This is a genomic window from Luteibacter sp. dw_328 (assembly GCF_018449605.1).
Classification (GTDB): domain Bacteria; phylum Pseudomonadota; class Gammaproteobacteria; order Xanthomonadales; family Rhodanobacteraceae; genus Luteibacter.
The window spans coordinates 281,675-297,467 of sequence record NZ_JAAVUW010000007.1 but is presented as its reverse complement, the minus strand read 5'-3'; the positions used below and the strand labels follow the sequence as shown (position 1 = coordinate 297,467).

General features: G+C 64.0%; 12 protein-coding genes. 6 read left to right on the top strand and 6 right to left on the bottom strand.

Translation table 11 applies throughout. The annotated features are described in order from the left end of the window. The first annotated feature begins 28 nt into the window (after positions 1-28). The 3 genes from HB634_RS18205 to HB634_RS18195 are packed head-to-tail and all read left to right on the top strand — an operon-like array spanning position 29 to position 3,826. Positions 29-1,210: a phosphoglycerate kinase gene (locus HB634_RS18205; RefSeq protein WP_213949620.1), complete on the top strand. Its 1,182-nt coding sequence runs from the start codon at positions 29-31 to the stop codon at positions 1,208-1,210. After that, complete coding sequence (locus tag HB634_RS18200; RefSeq protein ID WP_213949619.1) at positions 1,210-1,860, top strand: HAD hydrolase-like protein; 651 nt, start codon at positions 1,210-1,212, stop codon at positions 1,858-1,860. The genes HB634_RS18205 and HB634_RS18200 overlap by 1 nt, the downstream gene beginning before the upstream one ends. A 49-nt stretch (positions 1,861-1,909) precedes the next feature. Further along, complete coding sequence (locus HB634_RS18195) at positions 1,910-3,826, top strand: hypothetical protein (RefSeq protein ID WP_213949618.1); 1,917 nt, start codon at positions 1,910-1,912, stop codon at positions 3,824-3,826. Here HB634_RS18195 and HB634_RS18190 read toward each other — a convergent pair. Beyond that, the gene (locus HB634_RS18190; protein WP_213949617.1) at positions 3,823-5,919 is read right to left on the bottom strand and encodes an acyltransferase family protein; all 2,097 of its coding nucleotides are present in this window, start codon (positions 5,917-5,919) and stop codon (positions 3,823-3,825) included. The two genes, HB634_RS18195 and HB634_RS18190, sit on opposite strands and share 4 nt — an antisense overlap. A gap of 618 nt (positions 5,920-6,537) precedes the next feature. Continuing rightward, the gene (tkt, locus tag HB634_RS18185) at positions 6,538-8,550 is read right to left on the bottom strand and encodes a transketolase (RefSeq protein ID WP_213949616.1); all 2,013 of its coding nucleotides are present in this window, start codon (positions 8,548-8,550) and stop codon (positions 6,538-6,540) included. Positions 8,551-8,776: 226 nt separating this feature from the next. Here tkt and HB634_RS18180 point away from each other — a divergent pair, with 226 nt between their 5' ends. Then, positions 8,777-9,508 carry an outer membrane beta-barrel protein gene (locus HB634_RS18180; protein ID WP_213949615.1) on the top strand — a complete coding sequence of 244 codons (732 nt, stop codon included), beginning with the start codon at positions 8,777-8,779 and terminating at the stop codon, positions 9,506-9,508. A gap of 215 nt (positions 9,509-9,723) precedes the next feature. After that, on the top strand, positions 9,724-10,305 hold the full coding sequence (locus HB634_RS18175; protein ID WP_063570840.1) for a porin family protein: 582 nt from the start codon (positions 9,724-9,726) through the stop codon (positions 10,303-10,305). 128 nt (positions 10,306-10,433) lie between these two features. Here the strand turns inward: HB634_RS18175 and HB634_RS18170 are convergent, their stop codons facing one another. The 4 genes from HB634_RS18170 to HB634_RS18155 all read right to left on the bottom strand — a co-directional run bounded on the left by HB634_RS18170 (position 10,434) and on the right by HB634_RS18155 (position 14,479). After that, a complete protein-coding gene (locus HB634_RS18170; RefSeq protein ID WP_063570841.1) occupies positions 10,434-11,459 on the bottom strand; it encodes a class I fructose-bisphosphate aldolase in 1,026 nt (341 codons plus the stop codon). A gap of 109 nt (positions 11,460-11,568) precedes the next feature. Continuing rightward, positions 11,569-12,012 carry an energy transducer TonB gene (locus tag HB634_RS18165; protein ID WP_213949614.1) on the bottom strand — a complete coding sequence of 148 codons (444 nt, stop codon included), beginning with the start codon at positions 12,010-12,012 and terminating at the stop codon, positions 11,569-11,571. A 171-nt stretch (positions 12,013-12,183) separates the two neighbouring features. Further along, positions 12,184-13,653, bottom strand: a complete 1,470-nt coding sequence (pyk, locus tag HB634_RS18160; protein ID WP_063570843.1) for a pyruvate kinase — start codon at positions 13,651-13,653, stop codon at positions 12,184-12,186. A gap of 4 nt (positions 13,654-13,657) precedes the next feature. Next, positions 13,658-14,479, bottom strand: coding sequence for a S1/P1 nuclease (locus HB634_RS18155; RefSeq protein ID WP_213949613.1), 822 nt, complete (start codon positions 14,477-14,479; stop codon positions 13,658-13,660). A gap of 174 nt (positions 14,480-14,653) precedes the next feature. Between HB634_RS18155 and gap the strand changes: the two genes are divergently transcribed. Then, positions 14,654-15,670, top strand: coding sequence for a type I glyceraldehyde-3-phosphate dehydrogenase (gap, locus tag HB634_RS18150; RefSeq protein ID WP_063570845.1), 1,017 nt, complete (start codon positions 14,654-14,656; stop codon positions 15,668-15,670). Positions 15,671-15,793 lie beyond the last annotated feature (123 nt).

Genomic DNA, 15,793 nt, shown 5'->3' with positions numbered 1-15,793 from the left:
TTTCTCCGAACCGAACCTGGAGTCCAACGTGTCCGTCATCCGCATGCAAGACCTCGACCTGCGCGGCAAGCGCGTCCTGATCCGCGAGGACCTCAACGTCCCGGTCGAAAACGGAAAGATCACCTCCACCCAGCGCCTGGACGCCTCGCTGCCGACCATCGTCGCCGCGCGCGACGCTGGGGCGAAGGTCATGGTTATCTCCCACCTGGGCCGGCCGAAGGAAGGCGAGTTCGATGAAGCCTCCTCGCTCAAGCCGGTTGCCGAGTGGCTGGGCAAGAAGCTCGGCAAGGACGTCCGTCTGGTGCGCGACTACCTCGATGGTGTCGAGGTCGCCGAGGGCGAAGTGGTGGTGCTCGAGAATTGCCGCATGAATGTCGGCGAAGGCAAGGACGACGAAGCCCTGTCGAAGAAGTACGCCGCGCTGTGCGATATCTTCGTCATGGACGCCTTTGGTACGGCGCATCGCGCCCAGGCCTCCACGCACGGTGTGATCCGCTTCGCTCCGATCGCCGCCGCCGGCCCGCTGCTGGCAAAGGAACTCGACGCGCTGGGCAAGGCTCTGGAAAACCCGGACAAGCCGCTCCTGGCCATCGTCGCCGGCTCCAAGGTGTCGACCAAGCTCGAACTGCTGCAGAATCTCGTCGGTCGTGTGGATCAGCTCATCGTCGGCGGTGGCATCGCCAACACCTTCATCCTCGCCGAAGGCCACAAGGTCGGTAAGTCGCTGGTCGAAGCCGATCTGCTCGACATCGCGAAGAAGATCATCGCCGACGCCAAGTCGCGTGGCGCCGACGTGCCGGTGCCCACCGACGTGGTCGTCGCCACCGAGTTTTCCGCCACCGCGAAAGCCACGATCAAGAACGTGACCGAGGTCGCCGACGACGAGATGATCCTCGACATCGGTCCCGACACCGCGAAGCGCTACGCCGAACTGATCGCCAAGGCGGGCACGGTCGTCTGGAACGGCCCCGTCGGCGTGTTCGAATTCGACGCCTTCGGCAAAGGCACCGAAACACTCGCTCGCGCGATTGCCGCCTCGAAAGCGTTCTCCATTGCCGGCGGCGGCGACACGCTGGCGGCCGTGGATAAATACGGCATCGAAGAAGGCGTCTCCTACATCTCCACCGGCGGCGGCGCCTTCCTCGAGTTCCTCGAAGGCAAGGAACTGCCGGCCGTCGTCGCGCTGAAGGCTCGGGCGGAGAAGAAGTAATGCTCTTCCTCTTCGATCTCGATGGCACCCTCATCGACTCTGAAATCGGCATCTTCGCCGGCGTTCGCCATTCCCTGGCGGCCGTCGGCGCGGAGTCGCCGGATGACGCCGCCTTGCGGGCCTGGGTTGGCCCGCCGCTGCGCGTAAGCTATGCCGCCATTCTCGGCGACGACAACGAACGCATCGAAGCCGCCGTGGCGGCGTACGGCGAGCGTTTCCGTGACGTGGGCTGGTCGGAACACACCGTGTACGACGGTATTCCCGAACTGATCGCTTCGCTATCTGCTGCCGGCCATCGCCTCGCCGTCGTCACCAGCAAGCCCCTCCCCCATGCCGGCCCGATCATCGCCCACCTACCCTTCGGACACTTCTTCGAGCGCGTCTACGCACCCGACCTGTCCACTGCGCACAGCGAGAAGGCCACGATGATCTCCGCCGCACTCGCCGACTTCGACCAACCGGCCGAAGACACGATCATGATCGGCGACCGTCTTTACGACATGGAAGGCGCCGTCGCCAACGGCGTGCGCGGCATCGGCGTGCTCTGGGGCTTTGGCGATCGCCGAGAGCTGGAAGGCGCGGGCGCGTGGAAGATTGCCGACAAGCCGGCCGATATCGCGACGTACACCGCCGCGGTCATGGCCGATTAACCCCCGCAACGGTAGAAGCAACGTTCCTCACAAATCAGGCTGGCGCGTCATGCAGGGTATCGGTCGGCTCCTCGTTCTCGCCTTGATCGCCGCCGGCCCGGCGCATGCATCGGAGGGGCCGCAACCGCTGCCCCTCCCTTTGCCGGCTCCGGCGCCGCGAGATGTTCCTTTCAAGGGGAGCATCGGGCTCGCCGTCGACGCGACGGACACGGCGCAACGTATCTACCGCGTGCACGAATCGATACCCGTCCAGTCGGCCGGACCCATGACTCTCCTCTACCCACAGTGGGAAACGGGAAGCCATGCGCCGACAGCGTCGGCCACCGCGCTGGCCGGGCTCGTCATCCGTGCGCAAGGTCGGCCACTCACATGGCAACGCGACACGGTGAATCCGTTCGCTTTCCATCTGGACGTTCCTTCCGGCGTGACCACGCTCGATATCGTTTTCGAGTTCCTGTCGCCCTTCTCCGCGCGACAAGGCTTGGTGAGTGCGACGCCAGACATCGTCACCGTTCCGTGGCAGAGCGTGGTTCTCTACCCTGCCGGTTGGTTCGTGCGGAACATTCCGGTGACGGCACGACTGACGCTGCCGCCAGGTTTTGGATACGTCACCGCGCTCGAAAGCCGGTCCGGCAGTTCCGTTGAGTTCAACACGACATCCCTGGAAGCGCTGGTCGACTCGCCCGTCTTCGCAGGCCGGCACGTCGAGCGATATGAACTTGCTGCGGCGGGCGACGCGCCGGTGCGACTGACCACCCTCGGCGGGAACGCCGATGACGTAACCGTGGACGTGAAGGAACAGGAACGGCTGCGCGCGATGGTGCAACAAGCACGCAAGCTGCTGCCGACGCGTCACTACGACCACTACGATTTCATGCTGGCCCTCAGCGACACCCTGCCCGGCCCGGGAGGCATCGAGCAGGCGCAGTCCAGCAGCAACGTGCTTCCTCCGGATTTCTTCCGGAACAACGCAAACTACCTTGTCGACCGCGATCTGCTCGCTCACGAATTCGTGCACTCGTGGAACGGCCGTTACCGTCAGCCCGCCGACCTGTGGTCGGCTACGTTCAACGAGCCCATGCGCGGCAGTCTGCTCTGGGTCTATGAAGGCCAGACGGAATTCTGGGGCCGCGTGCTCGCCGCGCGCGCTGGGTTGCGCAGCAGACAAGAGACCCTCGATGCGCTCGCGGTGGGTGCAGCCGGTGTCCTTGGCCAGAGCGGGCGTGAGTGGAAGTCCCTGCAGGACAGTACCAACGATCCCCTGATCGCCGCGGGCCATCCACTCTCATGGCGCGACTGGCAACGACGCGAGGACTACTACGGCGAAGGGGTTTTCCTCTGGCTCGCCGTCGATGCCGAGATCCGTAAGAAAACGGGCGACAAGAAGAGCCTCGACGATTTCGCACGTGACTTCTTCGGCAGCGGCCAGGAGGGCGACATGACGACGTCGACATACACCTTCGACGATGTTTGCACAGCCCTTCAACGCGTCGCCGCAAACGACTGGCCAACCTTTCTGCGCTCCCGCCTCGACAGCCATGACGCGGCCCGTGTAACGGATGGCCTGGAACAGGAGGGCTACCGTCTCGTTTTCGATGCCACTCCTGGCGAGTATTTCCGGCAAAGTGAAATCGACGCCGGTGCCCGCGACTTCTCCAGCGCCATTGGCCTCACCGTCGGCAAGGGCGGCATCGTAAAAGCCGTGTCGTGGAACGGCCCGGCGTTCCACATGGGCTTCGCTCCAGGTGCACGCATCGATGCGGTGAACGGGGTCGCCTATCGACCTGAGTTGCTCGAAGATGCGCTCAAGGCGGCGCGGCCCAGCCCTGTACGGCTGACGACAACGACGGACGGGAGGACATCCACTGTCGCCATACAACCGGCGGGACCGCTCCGCTATCCGCATCTTCAACGCATCGAGGGCACGCCGGACCGCCTCAGCGCACTGCTTGCCGCCCGGCGCTAGTAGGTTGCCACGCCGGCTGTCGATGGCACGGGCTGGAGTTGACGAACCGCCTGGGTAAACGAAGGCAACAGCAGACGGTTGGCAAAGCCGCTCAGGTGATCGCCGTCGAACATCAGTGGTTTGCCGTCGAGAAAGCCATTGCACTCTGCGCCCACCGGGCAAAGCAGCGGGAAGGGATCCCAGACAGCCGAGCCGGGCACCTGGCCTGCCAGCGAATGAATCGAGGCGAGCATCGGTGCGCGAAGGTGCTCGAACTCGGCTCGGTTCACCGTGGTGCCGTCCGCACACACCGGGTTACTCGCCGTCCACACGTCCGCGCAACGGAACAGGGGTGCTTTCAACACCAGGTTCGGCGCCTCGATCATCGGGCGCGCGCCGGTGGCCCGGATACGCTGGAGAATCTTCGCCCCCTCCAGCACGGCGGCATCGCGTTCTTTCGCCGCGGCATCGCCGAAGACGAGTTCCTGCATGCCCTCCTGAGGCAGGCGAGCCCACTGGTCCACAAATCGCGGTACGCGCAGCGAAGGCATGAACACCACGTCGCCCGCGCGCAACCGAGGCAACATGTCCTCCAACGCCTGTCCCGCCACCTTGGCACAATGAGGCATGCGGTCACGCCAGGGTTGCAGGCTCAGGAAGGGGCATCCGCCATTGTTGTAGAGCATCACCTGAGCGCCGGTATCCAGCACGTAGTCACTGAACATCGTGCCATAGGCCATGGCGTGCGAGTCACCAATGGCGAACACCCGGGGCGCGGTCACCGGTCCGCGACAGGCCTTGCGTTCGAAGACGACACGAAAGCCATCGCCGACGGGTACGGGCGTCGGCGTTACCGAACAACCTGAGGCATTGGTGATGACCGGCTTCTTCGACGGATACCAGTCATCGGCGTGACGCGCGACGGCACTGATCGAGAGCACCGGCTGGCGTCGAGCCACCCAACCACTGATCCACATGCCCGCATAGAGCGCCACGACACCACAGGCGACCACGGCAATGCGCGGCATGATCTTGAATCGGTGCGCGCGGCGCACGGTCGTCTCGACATAACGCCAGGACAGCACGGACAGGATCACCGCGATCGCCACGGCGGCGACGCGCGTGGCCAACGAACCGGTGCCTACCGTCCAGCGGAACAGCACGAATACCGGCCAGTGCCACAGGTAAAGCGAATACGACAGCCGACCGATCCGGAGCATCGGATGCCAGGTCAGCGCGCGCACGAGCGGAAAATCCATCGGGCGTCCGTGCAACAGCCCGAGCAAGGCGGCGGTCGCCAGCACCGGAAGCACGGCGCCCGGCGCGGGGAACCTGGTCGGCTGCGATGTGATCAGGCTTACCAACAAGCCGATCGACGCGAGGGCTACCGCCGGCAACAACCAGCGTGGCGTCACCGGGTCGAAGGCGTCAAAACGCCGCCCCGCCATCGACATACCAAGATAGAGCACGACGCCCACCGCCAGTTCCCAGAACCTACTGGGCAGCAGATAGAAAGCCGCGGAAGGATCGGTGGAACCCAGCTGCACGGCCTGCACGAACGACCACGCCCCGCCGATGACGAACAGACCGGTAACGACGCCGCGCCAACGCCCGCGAAAACTCCATAGCCAGAACAACGCCGGGAACAGCAGGTAGAACTGCTCCTCTACACCCAGCGACCACGTGTGCGTGTACGGGTTGTATTCGGAGATCGGCGAAAAGTAATCGTTATTGTGCTGCGCCAGGATCACGTTGCCGAAGCCGAAGAACGCGAACTTTCCCGTGCGTTGGTTGCCGTCGCTCAACCACGCGTCGGGGATGAAGACCGCCGCGACCAGTCCGGTGACCAGCAGGCAGACGATAAGCGCAGGGGCGATGCGCAGCATGCGCCGGGACAAGAAATAGGTGATGAACGAAGGAAGCGACGTGCGCTCACGCTCGCCCACCGAAGCCGCCACGACGAAGCCCGAAATCACGAAGAAGATGTCGACGCCCGCGAACCCGCCGGGTAACCACGCCGGATTCAGGTGATACAGGACGACCGCGATGACCGCGATCGCTCGCAGTCCATCGACGTACGGGAGGTACGCGTGGCGTTGGGGGGTCGGCGTCATGAAGGGAGGCATCGGCGGCGCGGAACGCCAAGATTACCAGAGCCACGCCCGGCACTCCCTTCGCACCTCGACCCAGCGTAAGATCCGATTCGACCCAGTCGGGCAGGCAATCCATGGAGGATTTATGCGTTCCATCAGCACCGCATTCGGACTTGTTGTCGCAATAGCCTTACCCGTTGCTGCGCATGCCGCGCAGGATCCGATCCTGGCGCCGGGCCCGTGGACCATCGCACCACCTGTCGCCGCCACCCAGAATCCATCGTGGCGCACGCCTCTGCTGTCGCACGTTGCGGATCCCTCGCCAGGCCCCAGCGCCGTGATCGCCAACGGCTTCAGTCACCCGCTCCGCTATAGCATCGGGACGGAGTGGGCGGTACGTGCTGCGGTTGTCGCGCTTCAGGCCACGGGGCACGTGACAAGCGGACAGCGCAGAACGACCGGAGATAGCGCCCAGCAAGCTGCGGTTTGGCCAGAACCGCTACTGCCTCCGATCAACGTCAAAACCGGCTCCAGCCAGACCGCTTTTTAGTAAGCGCGATCGCTGAAACCCATCGCTGCCAAAAAAAGAGGCCTCCTTTCGGAGGCCTCTCTCGTAGTACGTAGAGCCGCTCTACTGACTTACTTGATCACACTCTTGACCGCATCGACGATCTTCGGCGTCGTGATTCCGAAGTGCTCGTAGAGGTCGTCGATCTTGGCCGAAGCACCGAAGGTGGTCATACCGATCACCTTGCCGTCCAGGCCAACGTACTTGAACCAGAAGTCCACGCTGGCCGCTTCAACGGCGACGCGAGCGCGGCACCACGACGGCAGCACGCCTTCGCGGTATTCGACCGGCTGTGCGTCAAACTCTTCCGTGCAGGGCATGGAGACGACGCGAACCGGCACGCCCTGGTCACCCAGCGACTGCGCGGCTTCCACGGCGATACCGACTTCCGAGCCCGTGGCGATGATGATCGCCTTGAACTTCTCCGACGGTTCCCAGAGGACGTAACCGCCCTTCTCGATGTTCGCCAGCTGCTCGTCGGTGCGCGGATTGTGCTTGAGGTTCTGGCGCGAGAAGATCAGGCAGGACGGGTTGCCCGCACGTTCGATCGCCATCTTCCAGGACACCGCCGATTCAACCGCATCGGCTGGACGCCAGACGCGATTGTTCGGGATCAGGCGAAGCGAACCAAGGTGTTCGACCGGCTGATGGGTCGGGCCGTCTTCGCCCAGGCCGATCGAGTCGTGCGTGTACACGTGGATGGCGTGTGCCGGAATGAGGCACGACATGCGCACGGCATTGCGGGCGTAGTCGGAGAACACCAGGAAGGTCGCGTCGTACGGAATGAAGCCGCCGTGCAGCGCGATACCGTTGGAGATCGCCGTCATGCCGAACTCGCGCACGCCGAAGTGGATGTAGTTGCCTTCGGCACCACCGGTCGCGATGTTCTTCGAGCCCTTCCAGATGGTCAGGTTCGACGGGGCAAGATCCGCGGAGCCGCCGATGAGTTCCGTCAGCAGCGGACCGTACGCGTCGAGCGACATCTGCGATGCCTTGCGCGAAGCGACGACCGGACCTTCGGTCTGCATCTTCTTGATGAAGGCGGCAGCGCCTTCCTTCCAGTTGGCCGGCAGCTCACCGGACAGGCGACGCTTGAGCTCGCTGGCAAGTTCCGGGAACGCCTTGGCGTAGGCGTCGAACTTGTCGTTCCAGGCCTTCTCGGCATCGGCACCGCTTTTCTTCGCGCTCCACGAGTCGTACATGGCCTGCGGGATTTCGAACGGACCGTATTCCCAGCCCAGCTGCTTGCGGGCAAGGGCGACTTCTTCCTTGCCCAGCGCGGCGCCGTGCGAGGATTCCTTGCCTTCCTTGTTCGGCGAACCGAAGCCGATGATCGTCTTGCAGATGATCAGCGAGGGCTTTTCGCTCTGCGAGGTAGCGGCGGAAAGCGCCTTCTTGATCGCTTCGGCATCGTGGCCGTCGACCGGCTTGTCGTCGTCGCCAACCACCACGTTCCAGCCGTAGGCGCGGAAGCGCTCGGCGGTGTTGTCGGTGAACCAGTCGTGCACTTCACCGTCGATGGAAATGCCGTTGTCGTCGTAGACGGCGACGAGCTTGCCGAGCTTGAGCGTGCCGGCCAGCGAGGACACTTCGTGCGAGATGCCTTCCATGAGGCAACCGTCACCCACGAATACGAAGGTGTGGTGGTCGACGATGTCGTGGCCCGGGCGGTTGAAGCGCGCGGCGAGGACTTCCTCGGCAATCGCGAAACCGACAGCATTGGCGAGGCCTTGGCCGAGCGGACCGGTGGTCGTCTCGATGCCGGGCGTGTGATGGAATTCCGGGTGGCCAGCGGTCTTCGAACCGAGCTGGCGGAAGCGCTTGAGCTCGCCGATCGGCAGGTCGTAGCCGGTCAGGTGAAGCAGAGCGTACTGCAGCATCGAGCCGTGACCGTTCGACAGCACGAAGCGATCGCGATTGGGCCAATGCGGGTTCGTCGGGTTGTGATGCAGGAAGTCGCCCCACAGAACCTCGGCGATATCGGCCATACCCATCGGCATGCCCGGGTGGCCGGAATTGGCGGCTTCCACACCATCCATGGCCAGGGCGCGGATCGCATTTGCGCGTTCGCGACGTGTCGTCATCGGCGTTCTCCAGTTAGCAAGCGGCGGAAAAACCATGATTGTCGCGCATTGATCACATCTTGTCGTGGACGTTCATGCTGCAAACGCAAAGTTAACTCCCGCTTAATCTTTCCGTTCTGTTTTTCGAGTCGCTTCAGGTTCGAAGGACTCTAATCGACCACGGCAACCGATCTTCCCCCACCCCCACGGATCGATTGCCGCCCCGAAAATAAGAGGAACACCCCCCATGAAAAAGGCAGCACTTGCCCTTGCAGTTTCTTGCGCTTCGTTTGCGGCCATTCCGGCCTTCGCCCAGGACAGCAACCCGGCTGTCAGCGGCAATTATCAGCCCAGCCAGGCCGTGGGTAGCGGTAACTGGTTCATCGGCGCCAACGTCGGTCGCACCAACGGTAGCGACACCGGTGGCTTCGGTAGCAATGTCAGCGGTTTCAATCCCCTGCACGGCGAACAGGGCCGTCGCACGGGCTACGGTCTTCTGGGCGGATACCGCTGGAAGGTCGGCCCCGATCTCGGCCTCGGCCTCGAGGCCGGTTACACGGATCTCGGCAATTACCGCGTAAAGAACGTGTTTGAGGCCGATCAGAACGTCGACCAGAAGAACACCAAGAACGCGCTGCGCGGCTGGATGCTCGGTGTCAACGGCAAGATCAACCTCGTCCCCGGCTGGTACCTCAGCGGCCACGGCGGTTACTTCCGCGCCAACGACAACAACAACAATTACAACAACAGCGTCGGCCAGGACCTCGGCTTCTCCAATGGCGGCCGCCCGAACCGCGGCAGCTGGTACGCCGGCGTCGGCACCGGTTGGGACGTCAACGAGCACTTCGGCGTCGGCCTGACCTATGACTACTTCCACGCGAATGCGGGCAAGGTCATGGACAACACCACGGGCGAGACCAGCGTGGGCCTCAAGCGCTCCACGGGCATCATTTCGCTCGCTGGCGAGTACCGCTTCTAAGGTTGGATGAATTGTTGTTCTGAAGTAACGAGCCACGGCGGAAACCCGCCGTGGCTTAATCTTCTCTTAATAGTGAACTTACGGGTATTGAATCTATTGCGGCGCCGCCGCATGTAGTACCCGGACACACGGCACCCCCGCTCGTGTGTTGTGGCGAGTCGGCATCCCCATGCCGCCCGCATCGAACGCATAAAGAATAAGCAGGAGTTTTCCCCATGAAAAAGACCCTCATCGCCCTTGGCCTCATGGCGGCCGGTATGGTTGCGGCCCCGGCTTTCGCGCAGGACGCCAATGGCGCCGGCTTCTTCGTCAACGGCAGTGCCGGCCGTGCGCAAGTGAACAAGGGCAATTACGACGGGCATGACGTCGCATACGACATCAACGGCGGTTATCGCTGGGCTGTGAGCCCGTCGCTCGCGCTGGGTGTCGAAGGCGGCTACAACGACCTGGGTAACATTCACGCCAAGCACCTTGTCACCGGTGGCAACGCCATCGATGGCCGCAAGTCGAGCCTGCATGGCTGGACCGCCGGCGTGAACGGTCGCTTCAACATCGATCCGAAGTGGTACATCAGCGGCCGTGCCGGCCTCTACGCCTGGAAGGGCGACGGTGTGAGCCACGACGACATCACGCGCGACAACTTCGACAAGACCAGCTGGTATGCCGGTGCGGGCGTGGGCTACAACCTCACCCAGAACTTCAGCCTCGGCGTGAACTACGACCATTACGACGCGAAGAAGCACGGTCTCAACCTGTCCACGAACGTGGCCTCGGTGAGCGCTGAATACCGCTTCTGAGTCACCGGGGTCGTTAATCCCCCTGTTGGTGAAATAAAAAACCCGGCGCCGCGAGGCGCCGGGTTTTTTGTTGTCGCGGGGACATGCCACGAGACGCGCCGTGAGACGCGTCACGCAGCACGCGCCGATCAGCCGCGCTTCGTCCAGCGACCCAGCGCAGCGTCGCCATTTTCCTTGGCGCGCTCGTGGACAACCTTCTGCGCCTTCTCGTAGTTACCCTTGAGATCCTTCGACCAGACGTTCAGCGCCTCGGCAACCAGTGCGCGGCCGTAGGAGAAGCTGACCGGCCACGGGTGCGGGCCCATCTTGTTGATGAGGTCCAGGTGCTCGGTGGCCTGCTCGTCGCTCTGGCCGCCGGACAGGAACACGATGCCCGGCAGGCTTGCCGGCACGGTGGTACGGAGCACGCGCACGGTTGCCTCGGCGACTTCTTCCGGCGTGGCCTGCTCGTCCTTGGGCGCATTCTTGCCCGGAATCACCATGCTCACCTTGAGGATGACGCCTTCGAGCATGACGTTATGCGAATACAGGGCATTGAACAGGCTGCGCAGCACTGCTTCGTGCACTTCGTAGCTAACGTCGAGATCGTGCGTGCTCTCCGGACCGTCCATGACGATCTCCGGCTCGACCATCGGTACGAGACCGGCTTCCTGGCACAGCGCCGCGTAGCGAGCCAGGTTTTCCATGTTGGCCTCAATGGCCGTGGAGCTCGGGTTGTCGTCGGTGATGTTGATCACCGCACGCCACTTGGCGAACTGCGCGCCAAGCTGGGCGTATTCCTTGAGGCGGTCACGCAGGCCGTCGAGGCCTTCGGTGATCACGTCGCCCGGGAAGCCGGCGAGCGTCACCGGACCCTTGTCGACCTTGATACCCGGGATGATGCCGGCCTTCTTCATGGCGTCGACGAGCGGCGTACCGTCGCTGGTCTTCTGGCGGATGGTCTCGTCGAACAGGATGGCACCGGAAATATGCTCGCCCAGGCCCGGCGTGGTCAGCAGCAGCTCACGATAGCGGCGACGGTTTTCCTCGGTGTTCTCGACACCGGCGGCTTCGAAGCGCTTCTTGATGGTGTTGGTGGATTCGTCGACGGCAATGATGCCCTTCCCCGTGGCCACCATCGCCAGCGCGACCTGTTCGAGATTTTCGATGCTCATGACAACTCCGTAATGGGTGTAGTGGTATGCCCCTCGTCGAGGGGCTAAGCGAGGACAAAAACCGGCGGAGTATAAGGGACTACTCCGCGAAAGCCGTTGTGCGGCGCGATTAAGTGGTCTGGTAGCCCGACAGCTTGCACTGGTCGAGGATCGCCGCCTTTTTCGCGGGATCTTCCGGCAGGTTGAAGCCGGTCACGTAGTAGGTCTGCACCGGTTCGGCCGTGCCGTTCTGGGAGCCCTTCACGTAGGAAAGCTGCTTGACGATGCTCACGCCGACCTGGCCCAGGTCGCCTGCGGGCACGACCTTGGAGATGGTGGCGTTCTGGGTGCGGCCGTCGGAGCCGATCATGTAGGTCACCGCGACGCAGGTGGGCTGGTCGAGGTTCTTGCCGGTATTGGGGACATCGGGGTTGACTGACTTGTTGGTCAGGTACCAGTAACCGGTCAGGCGTTCCGGAGCGACGCGGCGGACGTTCTGCGCCTCGGCAGCGCCGGCGACGAGCAGAAGAGCGGTGGCGGCAATGGCGCCGGTACGGAGCTTGAGTCGGATCATGACGCCCTCGGTGATGTGCCAGGACCTCAAGTTTAACCCTGCGCACGCATGCGATGCGTGTGAAATCGTGCGGTGCCGGTGCGCCACCCTGGTTCGGTAGGAGCCGATTCATCGGCGATGGGGGGCTACCCCACCCTGGTTTTCGCCGATGAATCGGCTCCTACAGACATATCAGAGGTCGCGCAGGCTGTCGGCGATGCCGTCGTCACCGACGACCAGCAGCTTCAGCGTGTTGGTACCACCGCCACGACCGATGTGGTCACCGTGGGTCAGGATGACGCGGTCGCCCTTGGCCAGCTTGCCCAGCGCGAACAGGTGCTGGAGCGCGGCGCGGGCGGTGTGTGCCGGATCGAGATTGCTCTGCTCGAAGTCCACCGGCTGCACGTCGCGCAGCATGAGCATGCGGCGGCGGGCCATGTCCGACGGGGACAGCGCGTAGATGGGCACGGCGAAGCGGTAGCGCGACAGCCACTGGGCGGTGGCGCCCGACTCGGTCAGTGCGACGATCGCGCGCACACCCACCTGGGCGGCGAGCAGCATGGCGGCGAGGGCGATGGCCTGGTCGCTGCGGTCCAGCGAGTGGGTATCCGGGCGGAGGTCGTCACGCGGCTCGAACTGGCGCTCGGCACCCAGGCAGATGCGGCGCATGGCAGCGACGGCTTTGTCCGGATGCGCACCCGCGGCGCTCTCTTCCGAGAGCATGACGGCATCGGTGCCGTCGATGACCGCGTTGGCCACGTCGAGCACTTCGGCACGCGTCGGGATCGGCGCACGCACCATCGACTGCAGCATCTGCGTCGCGGTGATCACCGAGCGGTTGCGCTGCACGGATTCGCGAATGATCTTCTTCTGCAGACCCGGCAGTTCGGCGTCGCCGATTTCCACGCCGAGGTCACCGCGGGCGACCATCACCACGTCGGACGCGTCGATGATTTCGCCGAGCACAGGGATGGCGTCGGCACGCTCGATCTTGGAGACGATGGCGGCGTCACCACCGGCCTCGCGCATCAGGCGACGGGCTTCATGAAGGTCGTCGGCGCAGCGCACGAAGGAGACCGCGAGGAAGTCCGCGCCCATCTCGGCGGCCAGCTTGATGTCGTTGCGGTCCTTGTCGGACAAGGCGCTGACGCTGAGGCCGCCGCCCTGGCGGTTGAGGCCCTTGCGTGCCGACAGGCGACCGCCGATGACCACACGGGTGCGGATTTCGCTGCCGGAGATCTCGATGACCGAGAGCGCGATCAGGCCGTCGTCGAGCAACAGCACGTCGCCGGCGACCACGTCCTTGGGCAGGTCGTAATAGCTCACGCCCACGCGGCTCTGCGTGCCGGCCGGTGCGTCGGGGCGGCAGTCGAGCACGAAGCTGTCGCCGGCCATGAGGTCGATCGGGCCGTCGGCGAACTTCTCGATGCGGATCTTCGGGCCCTGCAGGTCGGCCAGGATGCCGACCTCGCGACCGACCTTCTCCGCGGCCGCGCGCACGGCGGCAGCGCGGGCACGGTGGTCGTCCGGGGTGCCATGCGAGAGGTTCAGGCGGACGATGTCCACGCCCTCTTCAAGGATTTTCTCGAGCATGCCCGGCGCGTCCGTGGCGGGTCCGAGGGTGGCGACGATCTTGGTGCGGCGAACCTGGATATCGGTCATTTTTTTAGTCCAGCGTGTGGTTGAGCAGGTCGGCGAGACGCTTGCCTGCAAGCCGCAGGCGGGTCTCGGCGACCGGAAGGTATTTGGCGACGTAGGCGTCGTCGACCGTGTGGTTGCCCGGATAGAAGCCGTTCGCGGCGACGATCTGGCAGGACTCTTCGGCCCACTGGGCGTACGGGTTGTCCAGCGGCGGAATGGGCTTCGGGAGGGTCACCGGGCCTTCGGCGGCGAGGCGGTCGGTATAGGCCGGCCACTGCAGGTCGCGGGTATAAAGCATGCTGGAGTCCCAGACCTTGTGCAGGTTGGAGCCCTTGCCGTCGAACTGCACCTGGTAGTCGTTACCGCCCTTGTCGTCGCGGTTGCCGGCGTGGAGCGGCTGATGCACGTCACCCACGAAGTGGACGACGAACTTCAGCGCTTCGGCGCGCTCGGCATTGGACTTGTGGCGGTCGCCGAGGATGGCGACGTACTTCTCCAGGCCGCCGACGACACATTGGCCGTCCTTGCAATCCACCGGCGGCACGTAGACACACTTGCCGTCCAGGAAGTCCATGTAGTGCAGCTTGGCGGTGGCCTTGCCCAGTTCCTTCTGGTCCGGATCGTTACGCAGGTGGTCGGGCCAGCTGGCCACATCGGCCAGGGAATCGGAGCCGTCGGCCTTGAGCAGACGCTCCACTTCGGCCTTGGCCGAGGGGTCGAGCTGGCGCCAGGCCAGTTCGGCGACGATGCGGTGGCCGATGTCGCCCCAGGCCTGGACGGTGGTCGCGAAGGCGGGGACGGTGAGGGCCAGTAAGGCGGCTAGCGCGCGCTTATGAGTCGTTTTCATGGAGCTGTAAACGTTTCCGGACGGGCGAACGGCCAAGTTTGCCACATCCGGACTGAGACCCGGATGACAGATCGCGGCGGCGCAGCAAGCCGGCCCCTGCGACGTTCCGTTACCATGGACGTTTACGCCACCCGCCCTTACCTAGTCAGCACATCCCATCCGGAGGCACGCCCTATGACCATCAAGGTCGCCATCAACGGTTACGGTCGCATCGGTCGCAACATCCTGCGTTCGCTTTACGAAGCCAAGAAGAATGGCCAGGACATCCAGATCGTTGCGATCAACGATCTCGGCGATGCCAACACCAATGCCCACCTGACCCAGTACGACACGGCGCACGGTCGTTTCCCGGGTGAAGTGTCGGTTGACGGCGGCGACCTGATCGTCAACGGCGACCGCATCAAGGTCTTCGCCGAGCGCGATCCGTCCAAGCTGCCCTGGGGCGAGCACGGCGTCGACGTGGTGCTGGAATCCACCGGCTTCTTCACCTCCAAGGCGAAGGCCAGCGCGCATATCGCCGGCGGCGCCAAGAAGGTGATCATCTCGGCACCCGGCGACAAGGACGTGGACGGCACCTTCGTCATGGGCGTCAACGACGACAAGCTCACCTCGAAGCTCGAAGTCATCTCCAACGCCTCGTGCACCACCAACTGCCTGGCTCCGCTGGCCAAGGTGCTCCACGAGAAGATCGGCATCGTGCACGGCCTGATGACCACCATCCATGCCTACACGAACGACCAGGTGCTGACCGACGTCTACCACTCGGATCTTCGCCGCGCCCGTAGCGCCACGCACAGCCAGATCCCAACCAAGACCGGCGCTGCCGCCGCGGTCGGCCTGGTGCTGCCGGAACTCAACGGCAAGCTCGACGGTTTCGCCATGCGCGTGCCGACGATCAACGTGTCCGTGGTCGACCTCGTCTTCACCGCCGCCCGCGCGACGACGAAGGAAGAGATCGATGCCGTCATCAACGAAGCCGCCAATGGTTCGATGAAGGGCATCCTCGCGGTCAACACGCAGCCGCTGGTGTCGATCGACTTCAACCACAACCCGCACTCGTCGATCTACGACTCGACGCAGACGCGAGTGATGGAAGGCACGCTGGTCAAGGTCCTCTCGTGGTACGACAACGAGTGGGGCTTCTCGAACCGCATGCTCGACATGACCAAGGCGCTGATGAACGCCAAGTAATGTGGGAGCCGCTTCAGCGGCGATGGGCGCCACCGGCGCCCTACCCATGAAACAAGGCCCGCACGGCAACGTGCGGGCCTTTTCGTTTACGCCGACCGCTTCCTGTAGGAGCCGATTCATCGG

Coding starts and splice junctions, on each gene's coding strand:
- pyk (WP_063570843.1), bottom strand. CDS start 13,653: ATGACCGATATCCAGGTTCGCCGCACCAAGATCGTCGCCACCCTCGGA.
- HB634_RS18195 (WP_213949618.1), top strand. CDS start 1,910: ATGCAGGGTATCGGTCGGCTCCTCGTTCTCGCCTTGATCGCCGCCGGC.
- HB634_RS18180 (WP_213949615.1), top strand. CDS start 8,777: ATGAAAAAGGCAGCACTTGCCCTTGCAGTTTCTTGCGCTTCGTTTGCG.
- HB634_RS18170 (WP_063570841.1), bottom strand. CDS start 11,459: ATGAGCATCGAAAATCTCGAACAGGTCGCGCTGGCGATGGTGGCCACG.
- tkt (WP_213949616.1), bottom strand. CDS start 8,550: ATGACGACACGTCGCGAACGCGCAAATGCGATCCGCGCCCTGGCCATG.
- HB634_RS18165 (WP_213949614.1), bottom strand. CDS start 12,012: ATGATCCGACTCAAGCTCCGTACCGGCGCCATTGCCGCCACCGCTCTT.
- HB634_RS18155 (WP_213949613.1), bottom strand. CDS start 14,479: ATGAAAACGACTCATAAGCGCGCGCTAGCCGCCTTACTGGCCCTCACC.
- HB634_RS18200 (WP_213949619.1), top strand. CDS start 1,210: ATGCTCTTCCTCTTCGATCTCGATGGCACCCTCATCGACTCTGAAATC.
- HB634_RS18175 (WP_063570840.1), top strand. CDS start 9,724: ATGAAAAAGACCCTCATCGCCCTTGGCCTCATGGCGGCCGGTATGGTT.
- HB634_RS18190 (WP_213949617.1), bottom strand. CDS start 5,919: ATGACGCCGACCCCCCAACGCCACGCGTACCTCCCGTACGTCGATGGA.
- gap (WP_063570845.1), top strand. CDS start 14,654: ATGACCATCAAGGTCGCCATCAACGGTTACGGTCGCATCGGTCGCAAC.